Below are 18,095 nucleotides of genomic sequence, written 5' to 3' on the forward strand. Positions count from 1 at the left end.
TTCGCCCTAGAATGACGAAGTGAAAGAGGGCGCCCCCCTCTGGCCTGCCGGCCATCTCCGCCACAGGGGGGAGATTAAGCGCTCCGTCGACGGTGATCCCCTAAATCAACTTCTCCAGCGTAATCGGCAGATCCCGCACCCGCTTCCCCGTCGCGTGGAACACCGCGTTCGCAATCGCCGGCGCGATGCCCACGATCGCCAGTTCCCCAACCCCCTTGCCGCCGAGGGCGGAGGAGTGCGGGTCGGGGATGCCGACCGAGATCGTCTGGATGTCGGGAATGTCGGCATTGGTCGGCAGCATGTAGTCGGCGAAATTGCCGTTGACGATGCGGCCGTGGCGGCGGTCGACGATGCCTTCCTCGAGCAGCGCCTGGCCGATGCCCATGATGATGCCGCCCTTCCACTGGCTTTCCGCCAGCTTGGGATTGTAGAGCCGGCCCGAATCCAGCGCCGACACCACGCGCGACACGCGCACCGTGCCGAAATCCTCATCCACCCGCACCTCGACGAAATGCGCGCACCAGGAATAGCGCGACCAGTCGCCCTCGGTGTGCGGGATCGACTTGGCGATGGTCGTGTAGTTCGCGTAGCGCTCCTCAGCTGTCGTGCTGGCTGGCAGCGTATCGCCCTTGGCTTCGATCTGCTCGCGGCCGACAGCGGCCATGAACTCGGCGATCGACAGCTCCGGCCCTTCGCCGCGCGGCGAGGCGATGCGGCCGTCCCGCACTTGCAGCGTGTTCGCCTGCAGCTTCTGGAACGGCGAGCGCGGATCGGAGAGCGCCAGGCCGACCAGCTCGTCCAGCGCCTGGCCGGCCGCCTTGTAGACGGCGCCGGTCATGACGCCCGCCAGGCGAGAGCCGCCGGTGACGCCCGCGCGGGCGAAGTGGGAATCCCCGAGCTTCACCGACACGCGTTCCACCGGAACGCCGAGCGTCTCGGCCGCCGTTTGCGCCAGGATCGTGTAGGTGCCCTGACCCATGTCAATGGAGGAGCTTTCGACCACGACCGAACCGTCGGCAAGGATCTTCACCACCGCCTCGCCATGCGCGCGCCGCACCGGATACGTGCCGGCGGCCATGCCCCAGCCGACGAGCTGATGACCGTCGCACATCGAGCGTGGCGCCGCCGAGCGCTTCGCCCAGCCGAAGGCTTCGGCGCCGGCGGCAAAGGCCTCGCGCAACTGGCGCGTCGACCACGCCTTCTTCGCGTGTGGATCCTGTTCGGCATAATTGATCAGCCGCATCTCCAGCGGATCGATGCCGAGCTCATGAGCCAGCTCGTCGATGGCGCATTCGATGCCGAAGGCGCTCGGGTTCTCGCCCGGCGCGCGCTTTGCTCCCGGCACCACCGTGTTGACCCGCACCACATTCTGCCTCGAGGAGAAATTCGGCGTGGCGTACATGATCGAGGTGACCGAGCCGAGCGGTTCGACCCACATGCCGTCGACCGCCGTCTCGTTGACGCCGCGATGCACGATCGACTGGATCCTGCCATCCCTGTCGGCGCCGATCGCCACCGTCTGCCGTGTCGCGGCGCGGCCGCCATAGGAGGTGAAATTCTGCGGGCGGTTGAGCACCAGCTTGACCGGCCGCCCCAGCATCTTGGCTGCGGCCGCCGCCACCGCGCTGTGCGCCAGCGCCAGCGCCTTCGACCCGAAACCGCCGCCGATATAGGGCGAGACCAGCCGCACATTCTCGAACGGCACGCCGAACCACTCGGCGTAAGTGCGCGCCATGCCGTCCAGCCATTGGCTCGGCTCCCAGATGGTCAGCTCGTCGCCCTCCCAGCGCGCGATCAGACCATGCGGCTCCATCGCCGCCTGGAATTCGCGCGGCGTGTTGTAGGCCGCGCAGATGCGCACCGAGGCGGCGGCGAAAGCGGCTTCAGCATCGCCCCATTCCTTGGTCATGGCGTCGATCGGGATGCCGTCGCCGGCCTTGCCGTCGCTCAAATCGACGATGGCCGGCGTCTCGTCATACCAGACCTTGACCAGCGCCGCGGCTGCGACCGCCTGCTCGAAGCTCTCGGCTACCACGGCCGCGATATGCTGGCCCGAATAGGTGACCTCGCGGGCGAGGGGGTTGTAGGTCGGCTGCGACGGCGGGTTGCCCAGCCAGTCCGATGCGCCGTTCAGTTCCATGATCGTGTCGGGCGTGAGCACCGCGAGAACGCCAGGCGCGGTCTCGGCCGCGCGGCTGTCGATGGCCGAGACCTTGCCGGCGGCGATTGTAGCGCCGACCAGCACGGCATGCGTCAGCCCTTCGAGCTGCTGCTCGAAGGCATATTTTGCCGCGCCGGTGATCTTGGCCGGGCCGTCGACGCGCGACAGGCGTCCGCCGACCGCTTCGAGGCGCGCGCTGTCCGACGCGGCGTGCTTCATGTCATGAACGGTCATGCCGTCTCTCCCAATTCGAGGATGGCGCGCGCGATCACGCGCGGCGCCAATGCGATCTTGTAGTGGTTGGCGCCGTGGTCGACGGCGCCCTCCATGGCGAGCTCGCTCGCCGCGCGGACGGTCGCTTCGTCGAGCGCCTTGCCCCTTAGCGCGTCCTCGACGGCGCGGACCCGCCACGGCTTCGTCGCGACGCCGCCAAGTGCCACGCGTATGTCACGCACGGTATGGCCGTCGCCTTCGAGCTCCAGCCCGACGGCGGCGCTGGCTGCGGCGAATTCATAGGACTGGCGGTCGCGCACCTTGATGTAGGTCGAGCGCCTGGCGGCGGCCGAGCCGGGGATTTCGATGGCCGTGATCACCTCGCCGGGGCGGATGTCGTGCTCCTGCTCGGCGGTGGCGCCCGGCGCAAGGAAGAAATCCTCGACCTTGAGCTTGCGCTCGCCGAGATCGACCTCGGCGTCGAAGGCGACGAGCGCAACGGCGAGATCGCCCGGATAGGTGGCGATGCAGGCTTCGCTCACGCCAAGCACCGCATGGCCGCGCGTCACGCCGCCGATCGCCGAGCAGCCGCTGCCCGGCGCGCGCTTGTTGCAGGCCGGGAAATTGGCAGGATCACGGAAATAGGGGCAGCGCGTGCGCTGCATCAGATTGCCGCCGATGGTCGCCATGTTGCGCAACTGCGCCGACGCCGCTTGCCACAGCGCTTCCGACACGGCCGGGAAGAGGCTCTTCACGTGCGGGTTGTCGGCGACATGGCTCATCCTGGCCAGCGCGCCGATGACGGCGCGGTCGGCGGTCACGTCGATGGCGTTGAGCCCTTCGATATGGCTGATGTCGATCACGGTCGAAGGTTCGGCGACGCCGCATTTGGCGAGGTCGATCAGCGTCGTGCCGCCGGCAAGCAGCATCGCGCCGGGCAGGGCGGCCGCATTCCGGGCGGCCTCGATATTGTCGGCGCGGAAATAGGAAAAATCTCTCATGAGCGCAGCTCCTGTGCGGCTTGGCGGACGGCGGCGACGATGTTTGGATAGGCGCCGCAGCGGCAGAGATTGCCGGCCATGTATTCGCGGATTTCCTCGTCGGAACCGGCATGGCCCTCGCGGATGCAGGCCACCGCCGACATGATCTGCCCCGGCGTGCAATAGCCGCACTGGAAGGCGTCCTGTTCGAGGAAGGCGGCCTGCACGGCGTTGAGCGTGCCGTCCTGGTCGGCCAGGCCTTCGATGGTGGTGATCTCGCGGCCTTCGACCTGGGCGGCCAAGGTCAGGCAGGCGAGCACGCGCTCGCCGTCGACATGGACGGTACAGGCGCCGCACTGGCCCTGGTCGCAGCCTTTCTTGGTGCCGGTGAGGTGGAGGCGGTCGCGCAGCGCGTCGAGCAGCGTCACGCGCGGCTCGATCTCCAGCGTATGGTCGCGGCCGTTGATGGTGAGATGGACGGAAAGCGTGGTGGGACTGATGGTGACTTGGTCATTCATGGGGCGTCGGGCTCCGATTGCTGGACGCTTGAGCGGATGGAAATGGGGCTTGGGGGGTTAGGGGCAAGGGTCGCTTGGAGGCGACCTTCGCGTTCGTAATCCTCGGGCTTGACCCGAGGATCCATGCCGTGACGTTTGCCGAAGGACGCGACGGGCCAGAATTCTGCACCGTAGCCGCGCTCGCAGGGTATGGCATGGATCCCAGGGTCTGCGCCGCGTCGCTCCGCTCCTTGCTTCGCCCTGGGATGACGAACTCACGAGCGGATTTGCCAACCACGGGCGTCGAAGAATGCCCCTGTCTCCAGCGGCCAGGCGAAGCTTTCCGTCCTTCTCTAGGTGACATAACGCTTCCCCTGGTTATATGATAAAAGCACTCCACTAAAACGGAGGAGCCTCCGTTTATTTAGCTGGGGTCTGGCCAGTCATGGTTCAACCCCCATATTGCGTTGGTGGAGAAAAAAGTGCCCGAGCCCGAAATGATCGCTGAAGCGACGCGCGATGCGCCGGCGCCAAAGCCGCTGCGCGCCGATGCGCAGCGCAACCGCGACAGGCTGGTCGAGGTGGCGGCGCAGATGTTTGCCAGCGACGGCGTCGACGCCTCGCTGGAGGAGATCGCCAAGCGGGCAGGGGTCGGCATCGGCACGCTCTACCGCCATTTCCCGACGCGCGAGCATCTGGTCGAGGTGGTCTACCGCCGCGAGGTGGAAGGCCTCTGCCACGCCGCTGACGAACTTGCCCACGAGCATCCGGCCGACGTCGCGCTGGAGCTCTGGATGCAGCGCTTCGTCGACTACATCGCCACCAAGCGCGGCCTCGCCACCAGCCTCCGCCTGTTGCTCACCGCCAATTCGACGCTGTTCTCCGACACGTCGGGCCGCGTCTCCGGCGCCATGCGAAGCCTGGTCCAGGCCGCCGCCGCCGCGGGAAAAATCCGCGCCGACGTTGACGCCTCCGATGTCATGCATGCGCTCGGCGGCATCTACTCCGCGCCCAATACGCCCGACTGGCGCGAGCGGTCCGGACGTCTGGTGAAGCTCTTGATGGATGGGCTGAGATTCGGGGCGAGGGGGTAGCGCTCCTCCTTCTCGGCTGCGGGTGAAGCCGGCGGCGAAGCTGCCAATCTCCCCCCTCGTGGGGGAGATGTCCGGCAGGACAGAGGGGGGCGCTGTCCCGCCAGCATCTCAAGTCGGACAGGCCAACCCAGCGGCAATAACAGTATGCTGGCAGACATTGTCGATGTCTCGAATGACGTCGTCGTTCCAGAACCGGAGGACCATCCAGCCATCCTGCTCCAGGCGCCTGGTTCTGGTCTCGTCAGGAATGGCGTCGTCGGCATGCTGCGATCCATCCACTTCCACGATCAGCTTCTTCTGAGGACACGCGAAGTCGACGATGTAGCCTGCGATCGGAAACTGCCTGCGAAAGCCGAGGCCCATCAGCCGGTGGCCACGGAGCTCGTTCCAGAGCTTCAGTTCAGCATCGGTCATGACTTTGCGCATCGATTTCGCGTTGGCGCGATGTCGAGGTGGGACTGGTGTATGGGCATGGGTGCATCAGACCGAGGCAGGTTCACCTGCGTTTCTACTCTACGGCGCCCCCCTCTGTCCTGCCGGACATCTCCCCCACGAGGGGGGAGATTGGCAGCTTCGGCGTCGCGCCATCTTCTCTATGCGACTGGTATTCCTCACCCCGCGGCCTAAATAGTCGGCACCACCCGTCCCGTACACCACGCTCCCTCCCAAAAGGAACCTCCCATGCCCGAACAGCTGACATTGAACGACGGCTCGACCATCCCGCAGATCGGGCTCGGTGTGTGGCAGGTCGATCCGGACATCACCGCCAAGGTCGTGCGCTGGGGGATCGAGGCCGGCTACCGGCTGATCGACACCGCCGAAGGCTACCGCAACGAGGAAGGCGTCGGCGAGGCGATCCGCGCGGCGGGCGTGCCGAGGAACGAGCTCTTCATCACCTCCAAGCTGCGCAACGGCGCGCATCAGCGCGACGCGGCATTGCGCGCCTTCGACGACACGATGCAAAAACTCGGCATCGACCGGATCGATCTTTTCCTGATCCACTGGCCGGTGCCCAGCCAGAACAAATATGTCGAGGCCTGGAAGACGCTGGTCGAGCTAAAGCAGGCCGGTCGCATCAAGTCGGTCGGCGTCTCCAACTTCAACCAGGATCATCTGGAGCGCATCATCGGCGAGACCGGCGTGACGCCCGTCGTCAACCAGATCGAGCTGCATCCGCGCTTCCAGCAGCGCGACAAACGCGATTTCCACAAGAAGCACAACATCCACATCGAGAGCTGGAGCCCGCTGGGCAGCGGCCGGCTGCTTTCCGACCCGACACTGGAGAAGCTGGCGAAGAAGCACGGCAAGTCGGTGGCGCAGGTGATCATCCGCTGGCATTTGCAGGAAGGGCTGATCGTCATCCCGAAGTCGATCCACCAGGAGCGCATCGCCGGCAATTTCGACGTCTTCGGTTTCGAGCTCGACGAGGACGATATGCAGACCATCCGTGGCCTGGATTCCGCCGACGGTCGCACCGGACCTGATCCGGCGACGGCGGCGTTTTTATTTTAGCGCTCTGATAGAAGGGAGCCGACGCCGAAACTGCTAATCTCCCCCCCTAGTGGGGGAGATGTCCGGCAGGACAGAGGGGGGCGCTGTCCCGCCAGCCTCTCAGGTCGGATCAGCCAAATCCGCGACGATAACAATGTGCTGGCAGACATTGTCGATGTCGCGGATCACATCGTCGTTCCAGAACCGCAAGACGGTCCAGCCATCCTCTTCGAGACGTCTCGTTCTCAGCGCATCAGCCTCGGCAACGCCGCCATCGCCATGCTGCGAGCCGTCGACCTCGACAAGAAGCCTTTTCTCCGGGCAAGCGAAGTCGACGATATAGCCTGCTATCGGAAACTGCCTACGGAAACCAAGTCCCATCAACCGGTGTGCGCGAAGCTCGTTCCAGAGCTTCAGTTCGGCATCGGTCATGACGCGACGCATCGATTTTGCATTGGCCCGGTGTCGTGGCGGCAGAGGAGTATGGGTCATCGCTGGAGCCGTTTGAACCTGAGGTCTTCACCAAGGTCTTTACTCTACGGCGCCCCCCTCTGTCCTGCCGGACATCTCCCCCACTAGGGGGGAGATTGGCTGTCGCCGCTGCTTTCGCCAATCGCCAAGGGGAGAAGGGAAAGGCGCCCTAAATCCCTTCCCCATCCACCAGCGGCACGTCCTCGCCCTCCCAAGGGCTCGGCATCGAGCCTCGCCCGGCGCTTGGCAGCGGCATCCAGCATCTGAGCTCCGGCTCGGCATATTCGACCACGCGGCCGGGCGAGGAGTCCGAGGCCCGCCAGCCTTCCTCGCCGAACTGGTCGGCGCGCGACCAATAGGCCATGTCGACCTCGGCCGGTCCCTGCTCGGAGGAGCGCACCGTCACCAGGATGCGGCTGCCGTCCCGCGGCGCACTCGCCATGTTGCGCCAGTGATCGGTGTCGTCCATGGGAGGTTCCTCCTGCTTCGTTCGGAGCTGCCGAAAAAACAGCCTGCTTTGCGATAGTCGCCGCCCGCCGGGGAGGGGTCAACCCGAACTTGGCGCGAGACATAAATATCATTCGGAGCTAATATATCCATCGACCGCAATCGAGCAGACGACGATGGACGAAGGATTGCTGTCTCAGGCCACGTGTCTCGGGCCGGTCCATCTCAAGGTGACCGACATTCCGGCCGCCTTGACCGTCTGGCGCGACACGCTCGGACTGGCGCCGGCCGGGGAGGACGCCGTTCTAGCGCAGCTCGGCGCCGGCGGCCGGACGCTGATCGTGCTCCATGCGGGCGCGGAAGTCGCCCTGCCGCAGAAGTCGCGCGATCTCTTCCACGTCGCCATCCACGTCACCACCCGCCGCGACCTCGCGCATGCGGCCGCGCGCCTCAAGGCGTCGGGGTTGCGATACAGCGCCCAGGACCACCTCGTTTCGGAATCGCTCTACGTCTCCGATCCATCCGGCAACGGCATCGAGATATGCTTCGACACGCCTGAACGCCTGCTGCGCCGCGAAGTCTCGCCCGACGGCCGCGTGTCGCTGATCGCCGTCGACGGCAGCGCGCATTCCGGGCTGGAGCCGCTGGACATGTCGGGCCTTTTGCGCGACCTCGGCAACTCCGGCCATGTCGAGCCGAGGATGGCGTGGGACGCCTTCATCGGCCACATCCATTTGCGCGCCCGCGCGCCCGAGGCGCTGATGGAATTCTATCTCGGCGTGCTCGGCTTCCGGCCGCATATCCAGTCCCGGACCTTCGGCATGTTCGACTGCGGCACCGAGCGCCGCGCGCATATGATCGCCTTCAACATCTGGGCGCGCGGCGAGCTGCGCGAACCGCCGCCCGATGCCGCCGGCCTGGACTATTTCACCGTCGAGCTCGGTTCCGCCCACGAACTTGCCGCCGTGGCGCGCAGGCTCGAAGCGGCCGGCATACAAGCGAAAAGAGACGGTCGCGCCATCTCGACCGCTGATCCGGAAGGCAACCGCCTGCGGCTCGTGGTCCAGGGAGGTTGACCGCAACCGCTTAAAGACGGGAGTAGTGGAGGAGGGGGAAATGTCGCTGATGGTGATTGGAACCGGCTTCGGCCGGACCGGCACGGACTCGATGCGCGAGGCGCTGACCATGCTCGGCTTCGGTCCTTGCCACCATATGTCGGAGGTCATGGGGCATGCGAAGCAGAAGCGGCTCTGGCGGGCGCTGGCCAGGGGCGAGGCGCCCGACTGGGCCCAGCTCTTCGCGGGATATAAATCCTGCGTCGACTGGCCCTCGGCCTTCTATTGGCGTGAGCTGATCGAAGCCTATCCGCAGGCGCGCGTCATCCTCACCTGGCGCTCGCCCGAAAGCTGGTGGGAGAGTTTTGAAAAAACCCTGCTGCCGGCGATCGCCGGCAGCACGGATCAGGAGTCGCTCGGCATCCCGCTCGTCGCCAACCAGGTCTTCGGCGGCCGCCCGCAGGACCGAGCACATGCCATCGCCGTCTACCGGGACAATGTCGAGGCGGTGCTGAACACCGTGCCGGCGGGACGGCTGCTGGTGCACAAGCTCGGCGACGGCTGGGCGCCGCTCTGCAGCCATCTCGGCGTTCCCGTGCCGGAGGAATCCTATCCCGCCCGCAACACAACGCAGGAGTTCCGATCCGCGCTTGGCATAGTCCAGTAGATTGGAGCGACTCCAGGACAAAGTGTGTAACGTTAGGCTCGGCGACTTCGCCGTAGCCCTCCGAAATTGAGTAAAAACAAATAGATAGAGCGTTTCGGCGTTTCGTTGAAACGCTGAGAGGCGCTAGCGCGGAATCATCCCTTGACCTCGGTGCCCGCTTTCGCGGAGGGCACCAGCTGGATGGCGGGGCGCTCGCCCGGTGGGGTGCTCCTGGCGACAACCACCCTGTCGCGACCCTCGGCCTTCGCGTCATATTGCGCGTGGTCCGCGGCGTTGGTGATCTCGGCCCAGCCGGTGCCATGCTCGGGATAGGCCGCGACGCCGAACGAGGCCGTCACTGTTCCAAGCGTGCGGCCGCGATGCGCCAGATGCAGATGCTTGATCGCCTGGCGGAGCGTTTCGGCGCGCTGAGCTCCCTCCTCAAGCGAGCATCCCGGCATGACCAGGGCAAATTCCTCGCCGCCATAACGGGATACGACATCGCTGTCGCGCGCATGCTCGATTAGCGTCGCGGCAACCTGCTTCAGCACGAGGTCGCCGGCCTCGTGCCCGAAGGTATCGTTGAACTGTTTGAAGTGATCGACATCGAGCATAATGACTGCCAGCGGCTGGCTCGAGCGCTCCATGCGCCTCAGTTCGCGGCTGCTGGTTTCCTCGAGATAACGCCGGTTGAACAGGCCAGTGTTCGGATCGCGGATCGATTGCTGCCTGAGCGTTTCGCGCAGGCGCAGATTGGCCAGCGCCAGCGCCAGCGTGTCGACGACGCCGCGCAGGATCTGCTGTCGTTCGGTCAGCCATTGCGGCTTCTCGGCGGCATTCGATTCGCACAGATGCATAATGCCTAGCGTCTCGCCCTGCGCCGCCAGCGGCATGCAGACGTAGCCCTTGTTGCCGTTCTCCGTGATGTGAGCGCAACGCGGCGTGAGCAAGCCCGGACCGACGACATGCTCCTGGCCGCGGCGCAGCGCCCAGCAGTCTTCCGGCGCGAATTGATTGACGCTCGAACGCACGTCGCCCCAATGCGCCATCTCCTCGACCAGGTTGCGCGAAGCGCTGGTCAGGTGGACGCTCCCGCTCAGGCCGCCGAGAAACTCGGTCATCGCCGTGCCGACAACCGAGAAGGCCTCTGGGAAGGTCACGCAGGCCTGCAGCAGTTCGCCTAGCTTAACCAGGCGGGCCGTGGTTTCCGACTTCTCGTGCAGCTCGCGATTGAGGATCGCGAGTTGGTCGGCGCGTTCGTTGACGACCCCTTCGGCGCGGCGCAATTCACTGATGTCGTTGAGGGTCAGCACCAGCCCGCCGTCAGATCGGCTGAGCGGACTGCAACTGGCGATGACTGGGATCTGCGAGCCGTCCAGCCTGACGAGGCGTATCTCGCGCTGCTGCTGCCGACCGGTAGCCAGAGCCATCTCGACGGGAGACGACCCACTGGCGAATTCGACGCCTTTCGGATCGTGCAGTGTCAGCGCCGCGTCCCATTGCAGGCCGACGATCTTGTCGGCGCGCCGGCCGATCATCGTCGCTGCGGCGGGGTTGACGCTGGCGATGCGGCCCTCTGCATCGAGCACCGCGATGCCTTCGGCAGCTGTCTCGACGATGTCTTCGATATGCGCCCGCGCCGACGCGAGCTGGTCGGCCATCGTGTTGAAGCCATCTGCCAACTGCCCGAACTCGTCGTTACGCCCATCGCCTATGCGCGTCATGGCGTTGCCTTGCGCCAGCGCCTGCATGCCGCGCATCATATCCTTAAGCCCTGAACCGAAACGGCTGAGCAGCACCCAGGCGAAACCCGCGGCGATCAGCATCGCGGCGGCGGTGCTAAGGCCGACGAGCCAGAGCAGACTATTGGTCCGCTGCTCGGCGGCGTTCAGCACCGGGTCATATTCCAGAAGCACGGCGCCGACGATCGTGTCCTCGTTCTGTTCGATCGGAACGGCAAGAATGGCGTTCACTTCGTTCGGATCGACGAACCGGCGCGGAACACCGTCTTGCAGCGTGAGGCCCACCTCATTGCCCGGATCGTGATCGAATGTCTCGCCGGCGATGTGCTCCTCGTCAGCGGCATGGGCGACAATCCGCTTGCTGCTGTCGACAACGATAAAATCGCGCCGCGCGCGGCGGTGCTGCTGGTCGAGATACCGCTTTAATGCATCAGGTCGATCAAGCAGCGATGGCGCACCGTCGTAGGGTTTGAAAACGATGGTGTCGGCGAGCTCACGGGCGACATTGGTCGCTTCGTTCAGTCCCAGATATCTGGCCGCCTTCAGCTGCGTGAAGACGGCGACAGCGCCAACCAGTCCGATCAGCGCCGCCGCGCTCACCATGCTGACGATAATCAGGCTCTTAATGCGCATGGCAAGGTCCCACCGGCGACAACGCTGTTGTCCGTGAATCGCGGCCAGCCTCTCATCTGTCGCGTTTTATTACCAAATGCTTATCAAGCGGCTAATGATGGCGCGCCTGATGGTTGTCCCCGCACGCGATTTCACGGTGGTTTACCGGCAGGCAGGCATAGCTGAATCCGGGTAAACGTTCGGCGTTCAGCCGCTCACACATGCACGTCGCCGAAGGAAAGCTCGTCGTCCTCGTCGCGGATCAGGAATGACGCGGCCAGCATCGCGAGATAGAAAACAGCGACCCCGCACACCACCGCCACGCCCGGGATGGGCCCGAGCGTCGCAACCCGGAACGTGTCGAGCAGCGAGGCGCTGAAGCCGATCGGGGCGCCCTCGCGCGCCAGGCTGGGTGTCGTGATCTTCAACACCCAGGCGAGCATCAGGATCGTATACATGAAGATGTAATTGCGGCGCAGCCGCCTGACGAGCGCCGAGCGCTGTGAGATCAGGAAGCGTGGCGAGCGCAGGCCTTCGCCGAGGATGGCGAGCCAGTTGGAGGCAAAGTCCGGCTGCGGTGAGAAGATCTGCGCAAAGTAGTATCGCTCGAACTGCCGTACCCTTGTCCTGTAGACGTCGAAGAAACGGTAGCGCCGCGCCTCGATCCACAAAAGCAGCGTGATCAGGAGCATCGCGAACAAGAGCACGCCGTGATGCGCGGAAGGCGTCGACAGCGACACCGACAGCATCGCCGCCACCACGGTGATCGCCCAGTTGCTGGTGCGGTCGAGCCTGTCGCGCCAGCCGGCCATACGCGCGATCTCGGCGCGGTGGAAATGCGACAGCGTCGTGGTGAATTCGGGAGAGCTGAGCTTCAGCGCCAGCGTGTCGGAAGCGCGGGGCGGTGCTGCCTTTTCGGTTGATCTCGCCGGCGCGTTCGCCTCGATGGATTTCGCGGCCCTGGCCGCGTCGGTGGATTTTGCGGCCTTCGTCTGGGACATCGTGCCATGCGCCTCCCACCGCCATGGCCGGCCGCATCCGACTTAAGAACAGGCCGGCCACACCCCGTATAGCACAACGTGTGGCCAGCCCAAAATGTTCCCGCCTTTTCAGGCGGATAAGTCAGGATGCAAGCGGCGGAACGCCGCCATTCGCGCGCCGCGGAAAGGGCAGCACGTCGGCCACCGGCCTGGCATGCTGGGCCGCCGCCACCGCGTCGATCACAAGGTCGAGTGCCTGAAGCGCCGCGCGGCTCGTTTCATCATCTCCACGCAGGTAATGGCACGCCCGGTCGAGGTGCAGGTGGGCGGCGGCAAAGTCGCTTTTCATTAGCTTCTCCTTATTGCCCCGCCTTGGCCGCCAACATCGTCGAGTCGCTTTACCGCGAAGCAAAAATCGGCGCTGGCATTTGAATAGAATTGTAGGGAGCGTTTCCTCGCCCCCGCAAAGCGGGGGAGAAGTGTCCGCGAAGCGGACGGAGAGGGGGCTTCGTAGGGCGGAAGCCCTCCTCTTCGAAGTGCTTTTGCCGGTCGAACCGGCGCTCCCCTCTCCGTCTCGGCTTCGCCGAGCCACCTCTCCCCCGCTTTGCGGGGGCGAGGAAATGCTCCCATCAGCCGTGCAACCGATCCGCGCGCCAGACCGTTAAGCCCAGGCGAGGAAATGAGGGGGCATCTTGTCCATGCTCAATCGGCGCCGGTCGCCGTCGGTCTGGATCGCGCTTGCAGCGGCGGCGCTCGCTTTGATGCCTGCCGTCGCCTTCGCCGCAGAGAAGACCGGCATGTCCTCGGAAGGCATCTTCGTCGCCGAGCTGATCCTGCTCCTGGTTGTCGGCCGCGGCATAGGCGAGGTGCTGGAAGCGCTGGGACAGCCGGCGGTGATGGGGCAATTGATCGGCGGGATCCTGCTCGGCCCCTCGCTGCTCGGCTGGGTCTGGCCGGCGGCCGAGCGGCTGGTCTTCGCCGGCGATCCGACGCACAAATCGATGATCAACGCCATCGCCCAGCTCGGCGTTCTGATGCTGCTTCTGCTCACCGGCATGGAGACGGATCTGAGGCTCGTGCGCCGGGTCGGCCGCGCCTGCTTTTCCATCTCGGCCGCCGGCGTTGCCGTGCCCTTCGCGCTCGGTTTCATCGCTGCCCAGTTCATGCCCGAGACACTGCTCGCCGCCGGCGGCGAGCGCATCGTCGCCGGGCTGTTCCTCGGCACTGCGCTCTCCATCTCCTCGGTCAAGATCGTCGCCATGGTGGTGCGCGACATGAACTTCATGCGCCGCGACCTCGGCCAGATCATCGTCTCCTCGGCCATCATCGAGGACACGATCGGCTGGGTGGTCGTCGCCATCACCATCGGCATCGCCACCAAGGGGCGGATCGAGATCGCCAGCCTGGCCTTCACCGTCGCCGGCGTCGCCCTCTTCATGGCGTTTTCCTTCACGCTGGGCCGCCGCATCGTCTTCGACGCCATCCGCTGGACCAACGACACCTTCCGCTCGGAATATGCGGTGGTCACCGTCATTCTCGCCATCATGGGGGTGATGGCCCTGATCACCGACCTGATCGGCGTGCACACCGTGCTCGGCGCTTTCGTTGCCGGCATATTGGTGGGTGAATCGCCGATCCTGTCGCGCCACATCGAAGGGCAGCTGCGAGGAATTATCACGGCGCTTTTCATGCCGGTGTTCTTCGGCGTCGCCGGCCTGTCGGCCGATCTCACCGTGCTGGTCGATCCGCAACTGGCGCTGCTCACCGTGGCTCTGGTGGTGATCGCCTCGATCGGCAAGTTCGGCGGCGCCTTCATCGGCGCCGAGGTGGCCGGCATGAGCCGCGCCGAAGGCATCGCGGTCGGCTGCGGCATGAACGCGCGGGGTTCCACGGAGGTCATCGTCGCCTCGATCGGCCTGTCGATGGGCGTGCTCTCGCACAACCTCTTCACCATGATCCTCACCATGGCCGTCATCACCACGTTGGCAATGCCGCCGACCTTGCGCTGGGCGCTGCGGCGCCTGCCGATCGGCGAGAAGGAGAAGAAGCGCCTGGAGCGCGAGGAGATCGATCAGCGCGGCTTCGTCGCCAATCTGGAACGGCTTCTGGTCGTGGTCGACGAGGGCGTCGTCGGCCGCTTCGCCGCCTACCTTGCCGGCGTCATCGGCGCCGGCAAGCCGACGACGGTGCTGCATTCGAGCGGCGAGACCGATGCCGAGCCGACCGAGGGCCTGCATCTGGAGGAAATCGAGAAGGGCGCCGAGGACAGCCGCGAGGCGGCAAGGGAGGGCGACGAGGAGCCGATGCGCGAAGCGCCGGTCACCCGCCGCCAGCATGAGGTGCTTTCCGCCGAGGCGGTCGCCAGCGAGGCGCGCAAGGGCTACGGCATGCTGCTTGTCGGCCTCGGCCGCGCCGTCACTGCCAAGGGCGGCTTCTCGCACCGGCTGAACGAAGTCGCCGGCGCCTTCGACGGGCCGCTCTGCCTGGTGCTGAAGCCGGCGAGCGCCGGTCGCCAGATGCCGAAACTCGATCCCGGATCGGGCAAGATACTGGTGCCGGTCAACGGCACGGCGGTTGCCCGCCGGGGCGCCGAGCTGGCGCTCGCGATAGCGGCGGTTACCGGCGCGCCGGTCAAGATGCTCTATGTCGCGCGCGGCGGCCGCGACGAGCCGCGCGACACCGTCTCGCATCGCCGCCGCGAGGCGGTTTTGAAGGACATCGTCGCGCTCGCAGACCGCTACGGCGTCGAGATCGAGACCGCCATCAGAAGCCGGGCCGCGGCCGCCGACGCCATCGCCCGCCAGGCCGGCCGCAACGTGTCGCTGATCGTCATGGGCGTATCGCGGCGGCAGGGCGAGGAACTCATCTTCGGCGAGACGACGACGGCCGTCCTGCGGCGCGGCCCGTGTCCGGTGGTGCTGATCTCCGACGAGCGGGTGCAACGCGACGAGAGTGAGCGCGAGGCCGTGCGAACGGGGGCGGGGACCGGGTGAAGGGAGAGCCCTCGCTTCAAAGTCGGCCTGGATCGGTTATCTTGCTGCGCAAGGAGGCGTTGATGAGCTTCAGCACAAAACCTCTCGACATGGCCACCTGGCCGGATTTTGCCGCGCTGGTCGAGCGGCACAATGGCGTTTGGGGCGGCTGCTGGTGCATGGCGTTCCACGCCAAGGGTTCGGGCGCGGTGGGCAATCGCGAGGCAAAGGAGGCGCGGGTGCGCGAAGGCAGCACGCATGCCGCGCTCGTCTTCGATGGTTCGGCTTGTGTCGGCTGGTGCCAGTTCGGGCCGACCGGCGAACTGCCGCGCATCAAGCACCTGCGCGCATACGAGGATGGGCAGGCGGTGTTGCCCGACTGGCGCATCACCTGCTTCTTCTCCGACAAGGCCTTTCGCGGCAAGGGCGTGGCCGCGGCAGCCCTTGCCGGCGCACTGGCCGAGATCGGTCGTCTCGGCGGTGGCACGGTGGAAAGCTATCCTGAGGACGCACAAGGGCGCACCGTCGCCGGCGCCTTCCTGCACAACGGCACGCTGGCGATGTTCGAGCGCCAAGGTTTCAGCCGCAACCGCCAGATCGGTAAGCACCGCTGGGTGGTTGAGAAGAGAGTGGCGGCGCGGGGTTGAAGCATATATATGATTAATTGCTAATATATACTGGGAAGGAACGATCAGAACGGGAGAACGACGATGGCCGCCTATCTGATTGCCGATGTCGATATCACCGACATGGCCATGTTCGACGAGTACAGACGCGAAGTCCCGGCGACCGAGGCCCGCTATGGCGGGCACTATCTGGCGCGGGGCGGTGCGACGCGGGTGCTTGAAGGCGACTGGGAGCCGCACCGTCTGGTCATTATCGAGTTTCCCGACATGGCCGCGATCACCGCGTGGTACGACTCGCCGGAGTATGAGAGGCTGAAGCAAATCCGTTTCCGCTGCGCCCACACACGCATCATCGCCCTCGAAGGAGTGGCTCCTGCCTGACGGTCCAAGGCTGACGGCTGCGGTTCACTTGCCTTCGAAGAAGCTGTGGATCGCTTCGTCCAGCTGCTCGATGAGTTCGGCGTTGCGGGTGCTGCCGGCCCAGATCAGCGCGTTGAGCCGCATGTCCTTGTTGAGGAAGTTCACCTTCCTGGTCTCGAGCAGATACTGCGCAACCGCGAAGTGCCGCCCCTTGATGGCTTCGATGAGGGCGCTGTTTCGCCCTGTCTTGTCGGCCGCATTGACGTCCGCGCCATGCTCGACCAGCAGCGTGACGGCATCGAGATGCCCGTTCCGTGCCGCTTCGATCAACGCCGTGCGGCCATAATAGTCGGCGCGCGTGTCGATATCGATCTGAGGGTGTCGCACCAGCGCCTGGATGCAGTCGTAGTGACCCTTGGCCGCGGCCAGGCTCAAAGGCGTGCTCTTCCATTTGTTCCTGGAATTGACGTCGATAGCCGGCCGCGCGATCAAGGCTTCGAGCACTGCCATGCGGGCATTGTGGGCGGCAAGATGCAGCGCAGACCAGCCGCCTTCGTCGGTCTGGTTGATGTCCGCCCCGGCCGCGAGTTCGGCACTTACGGTCTCGGCGTCGCCTTTCTCAGCTGCGACCAGCAGGTCGGACCAATTTCTGGCGTCTTCGGCTTCCAAGCTTGCCGTCACTGCAATGTTCCCCGGAACATGGTTCGTACCGGCAGCAGGCCGGCAGTCATCAGTTTGCGGCTTCCCCGGCTGAAGGTTCCACAGTAACCGGCATCGGGCAAATGGATTTTCGCGCTAGCCAACGCGTGGCTCCGCTCGGTCATTGATTTGAGTGGATGCTAATATAACATAGCCCCTTTCCAAAGGAGCTTGGCATTCCGCGAATGGCCGGCCAGGAGTTGCAGTACCGGACAGCGACCCGCGACGACATCGAACGGATTTCGGCGCTGATGGGGCTGGCGATCGCCGAGCTGCAAAAACCCTTCCTCGATGACGCCCAGATCGAATCCAGCCGCGCCATCATGGGCCTCGACACCCAGCTCATCGATGACGGAACCTACTTTGTCGTGACCTGCGCGGGAGCGCTCGCCGGCTGCGGTGGCTGGAGCAGGCGCTCGACCATGTACGGCGGCGACAAGACGCCCGGGCGCAGCGCGGCATTGCTCGATCCCGCCAGGGACGCCGCGCGCGTCAGGGCGATGTACACGCATCCCGATTTCGTGCGGCGCGGCGTTGGCCGCCTCATCCTGTCCCTTTGCGAGGACGCGGCGCGGAAGGAAGCTTCCGGCGTGTCGAGCTCGGCGCGACGATGGCCGGAGAGCCGCTCTACCGGGCATGCGGCTACCAGCCGGGCAAGAGGATCTTCGACGACACCGGCGGCGCGCCGGTGCCGATCGTGATGATGTGGAAGACGATCTGAGAGGGAGAGCTCGATGGCCGCTTATCTGATTGCAGACGTCGATGTCACTGACATGGCCATGTTCGACGAGTACCGGCGGGAGGTGCCGGCAACCGAGGCTCGCTATGGCGGGCATTATCTCGCGCGCGGCGGCACGACGCGAGTGCTCGAGGGCGACTGGGAGCCGCACCGTCTGGTCATAATCGAGTTTCCCGACATGGCTGCGCTGACCGCGTGGTACGACTCACCGGAGTATGAGAGGCTGAAGCAAATCCGCTTCCGCTGCGCCCACACGCGCATTATCGCCCTCGAAGGAGTGTTGCCGGCTTAAGCGCTGGAACGCGCAATC

The 18,095-nt window shown here is 65.3% G+C and carries 19 protein-coding genes; 9 read left to right on the plus strand and 10 right to left on the minus strand.

Features of this window, described 5'->3' with window-relative positions; translation table 11 throughout:
* Window positions 1–100: 100 nt before the first annotated feature.
* From EJ068_RS28315 to EJ068_RS28325, 3 genes are read right to left on the minus strand one after another with little or no spacing between them, the layout of a single operon-like run.
* Window positions 101–2,395: a xanthine dehydrogenase family protein molybdopterin-binding subunit gene (locus EJ068_RS28315; RefSeq protein ID WP_129554943.1), complete on the minus strand. Its 2,295-nt coding sequence runs from the start codon at window positions 2,393–2,395 to the stop codon at window positions 101–103.
* Window positions 2,392–3,375 (minus strand): xanthine dehydrogenase family protein subunit M, encoded by a 984-nt coding sequence (locus EJ068_RS28320; RefSeq protein ID WP_127252383.1) that lies wholly within the window; start codon window positions 3,373–3,375, stop codon window positions 2,392–2,394. Before EJ068_RS28320 ends, EJ068_RS28315 begins: the two co-directional genes overlap by 4 nt.
* On the minus strand, window positions 3,372–3,872 hold the full coding sequence (locus EJ068_RS28325) for a (2Fe-2S)-binding protein (protein WP_189342331.1): 501 nt from the start codon (window positions 3,870–3,872) through the stop codon (window positions 3,372–3,374). The genes EJ068_RS28320 and EJ068_RS28325 overlap by 4 nt, the downstream gene beginning before the upstream one ends.
* A 476-nt stretch (window positions 3,873–4,348) precedes the next feature.
* Between EJ068_RS28325 and EJ068_RS28335 the strand changes: the two genes are divergently transcribed.
* Window positions 4,349–4,945: a TetR/AcrR family transcriptional regulator gene (locus tag EJ068_RS28335; RefSeq protein WP_126083853.1), complete on the plus strand. Its 597-nt coding sequence runs from the start codon at window positions 4,349–4,351 to the stop codon at window positions 4,943–4,945.
* A 108-nt stretch (window positions 4,946–5,053) separates the two neighbouring features.
* On the opposite strand, the gene EJ068_RS28340 is transcribed toward EJ068_RS28335, so the two are convergent.
* On the minus strand, window positions 5,054–5,371 hold the full coding sequence (locus EJ068_RS28340; protein ID WP_127253159.1) for an endonuclease domain-containing protein: 318 nt from the start codon (window positions 5,369–5,371) through the stop codon (window positions 5,054–5,056).
* 255 nt (window positions 5,372–5,626) lie between these two features.
* Here EJ068_RS28340 and EJ068_RS28350 point away from each other — a divergent pair, with 255 nt between their 5' ends.
* On the plus strand, window positions 5,627–6,457 hold the full coding sequence (locus EJ068_RS28350) for an aldo/keto reductase (RefSeq protein WP_127253155.1): 831 nt from the start codon (window positions 5,627–5,629) through the stop codon (window positions 6,455–6,457).
* A gap of 99 nt (window positions 6,458–6,556) precedes the next feature.
* Here the strand turns inward: EJ068_RS28350 and EJ068_RS28355 are convergent, their stop codons facing one another.
* Both EJ068_RS28355 and EJ068_RS28360 read right to left on the minus strand, forming a co-directional pair.
* Complete coding sequence (locus EJ068_RS28355) at window positions 6,557–6,928, minus strand: endonuclease domain-containing protein (RefSeq protein ID WP_126083354.1); 372 nt, start codon at window positions 6,926–6,928, stop codon at window positions 6,557–6,559.
* A 148-nt stretch (window positions 6,929–7,076) separates the two neighbouring features.
* Entirely contained in the window at window positions 7,077–7,376 is a 300-nt protein-coding gene (locus EJ068_RS28360) for a hypothetical protein (protein ID WP_095820718.1), read from the minus strand.
* A 154-nt stretch (window positions 7,377–7,530) separates the two neighbouring features.
* Here EJ068_RS28360 and EJ068_RS28365 point away from each other — a divergent pair, with 154 nt between their 5' ends.
* Entirely contained in the window at window positions 7,531–8,430 is a 900-nt protein-coding gene (locus EJ068_RS28365) for a VOC family protein (protein WP_127253154.1), read from the plus strand.
* Window positions 8,431–8,470: 40 nt separating this feature from the next.
* Window positions 8,471–9,076: a sulfotransferase family protein gene (locus EJ068_RS28370; RefSeq protein WP_127253153.1), complete on the plus strand. Its 606-nt coding sequence runs from the start codon at window positions 8,471–8,473 to the stop codon at window positions 9,074–9,076.
* Between the two features lie 134 nt (window positions 9,077–9,210).
* Here EJ068_RS28370 and EJ068_RS28375 read toward each other — a convergent pair whose 3' ends face one another.
* The 3 genes from EJ068_RS28375 to EJ068_RS28385 form a co-directional block, all read right to left on the minus strand.
* Window positions 9,211–11,430: a diguanylate cyclase gene (locus EJ068_RS28375; protein ID WP_127253151.1), complete on the minus strand. Its 2,220-nt coding sequence runs from the start codon at window positions 11,428–11,430 to the stop codon at window positions 9,211–9,213.
* Between the two features lie 194 nt (window positions 11,431–11,624).
* Entirely contained in the window at window positions 11,625–12,410 is a 786-nt protein-coding gene (locus tag EJ068_RS28380) for a DUF2270 domain-containing protein (protein WP_127253149.1), read from the minus strand.
* Between the two features lie 121 nt (window positions 12,411–12,531).
* A complete protein-coding gene (locus EJ068_RS28385) occupies window positions 12,532–12,738 on the minus strand; it encodes a hypothetical protein (protein ID WP_126061490.1) in 207 nt (68 codons plus the stop codon).
* A 349-nt stretch (window positions 12,739–13,087) separates the two neighbouring features.
* On the opposite strand from EJ068_RS28385, the gene EJ068_RS28390 reads away from it, so the two are divergent.
* The 3 genes from EJ068_RS28390 to EJ068_RS28400 all read left to right on the plus strand — a co-directional run bounded on the left by EJ068_RS28390 (window position 13,088) and on the right by EJ068_RS28400 (window position 16,368).
* Window positions 13,088–15,382 (plus strand): cation:proton antiporter, encoded by a 2,295-nt coding sequence (locus EJ068_RS28390; RefSeq protein WP_127386274.1) that lies wholly within the window; start codon window positions 13,088–13,090, stop codon window positions 15,380–15,382.
* 62 nt (window positions 15,383–15,444) lie between these two features.
* Window positions 15,445–16,008, plus strand: a complete 564-nt coding sequence (locus EJ068_RS28395; RefSeq protein ID WP_127253961.1) for a GNAT family N-acetyltransferase — start codon at window positions 15,445–15,447, stop codon at window positions 16,006–16,008.
* 63 nt (window positions 16,009–16,071) lie between these two features.
* Window positions 16,072–16,368, plus strand: a complete 297-nt coding sequence (locus EJ068_RS28400; protein ID WP_126083347.1) for a DUF1330 domain-containing protein — start codon at window positions 16,072–16,074, stop codon at window positions 16,366–16,368.
* A 24-nt stretch (window positions 16,369–16,392) separates the two neighbouring features.
* On the opposite strand, the gene EJ068_RS28405 is transcribed toward EJ068_RS28400, so the two are convergent.
* Window positions 16,393–17,028 carry an ankyrin repeat domain-containing protein gene (locus EJ068_RS28405; RefSeq protein ID WP_127251013.1) on the minus strand — a complete coding sequence of 212 codons (636 nt, stop codon included), beginning with the start codon at window positions 17,026–17,028 and terminating at the stop codon, window positions 16,393–16,395.
* Between the two features lie 203 nt (window positions 17,029–17,231).
* Here EJ068_RS28405 and EJ068_RS28410 point away from each other — a divergent pair, with 203 nt between their 5' ends.
* Entirely contained in the window at window positions 17,232–17,747 is a 516-nt protein-coding gene (locus EJ068_RS28410) for a GNAT family N-acetyltransferase (RefSeq protein ID WP_245463262.1), read from the plus strand.
* 33 nt (window positions 17,748–17,780) lie between these two features.
* Window positions 17,781–18,077 (plus strand): DUF1330 domain-containing protein, encoded by a 297-nt coding sequence (locus EJ068_RS28415; RefSeq protein WP_127251012.1) that lies wholly within the window; start codon window positions 17,781–17,783, stop codon window positions 18,075–18,077.
* The last annotated feature ends 18 nt before the right edge of the window (window positions 18,078–18,095 follow it).

This window comes from Mesorhizobium sp. M2A.F.Ca.ET.043.02.1.1 (genome assembly GCF_003952405.1).
GTDB lineage: Bacteria > Pseudomonadota > Alphaproteobacteria > Rhizobiales > Rhizobiaceae > Mesorhizobium.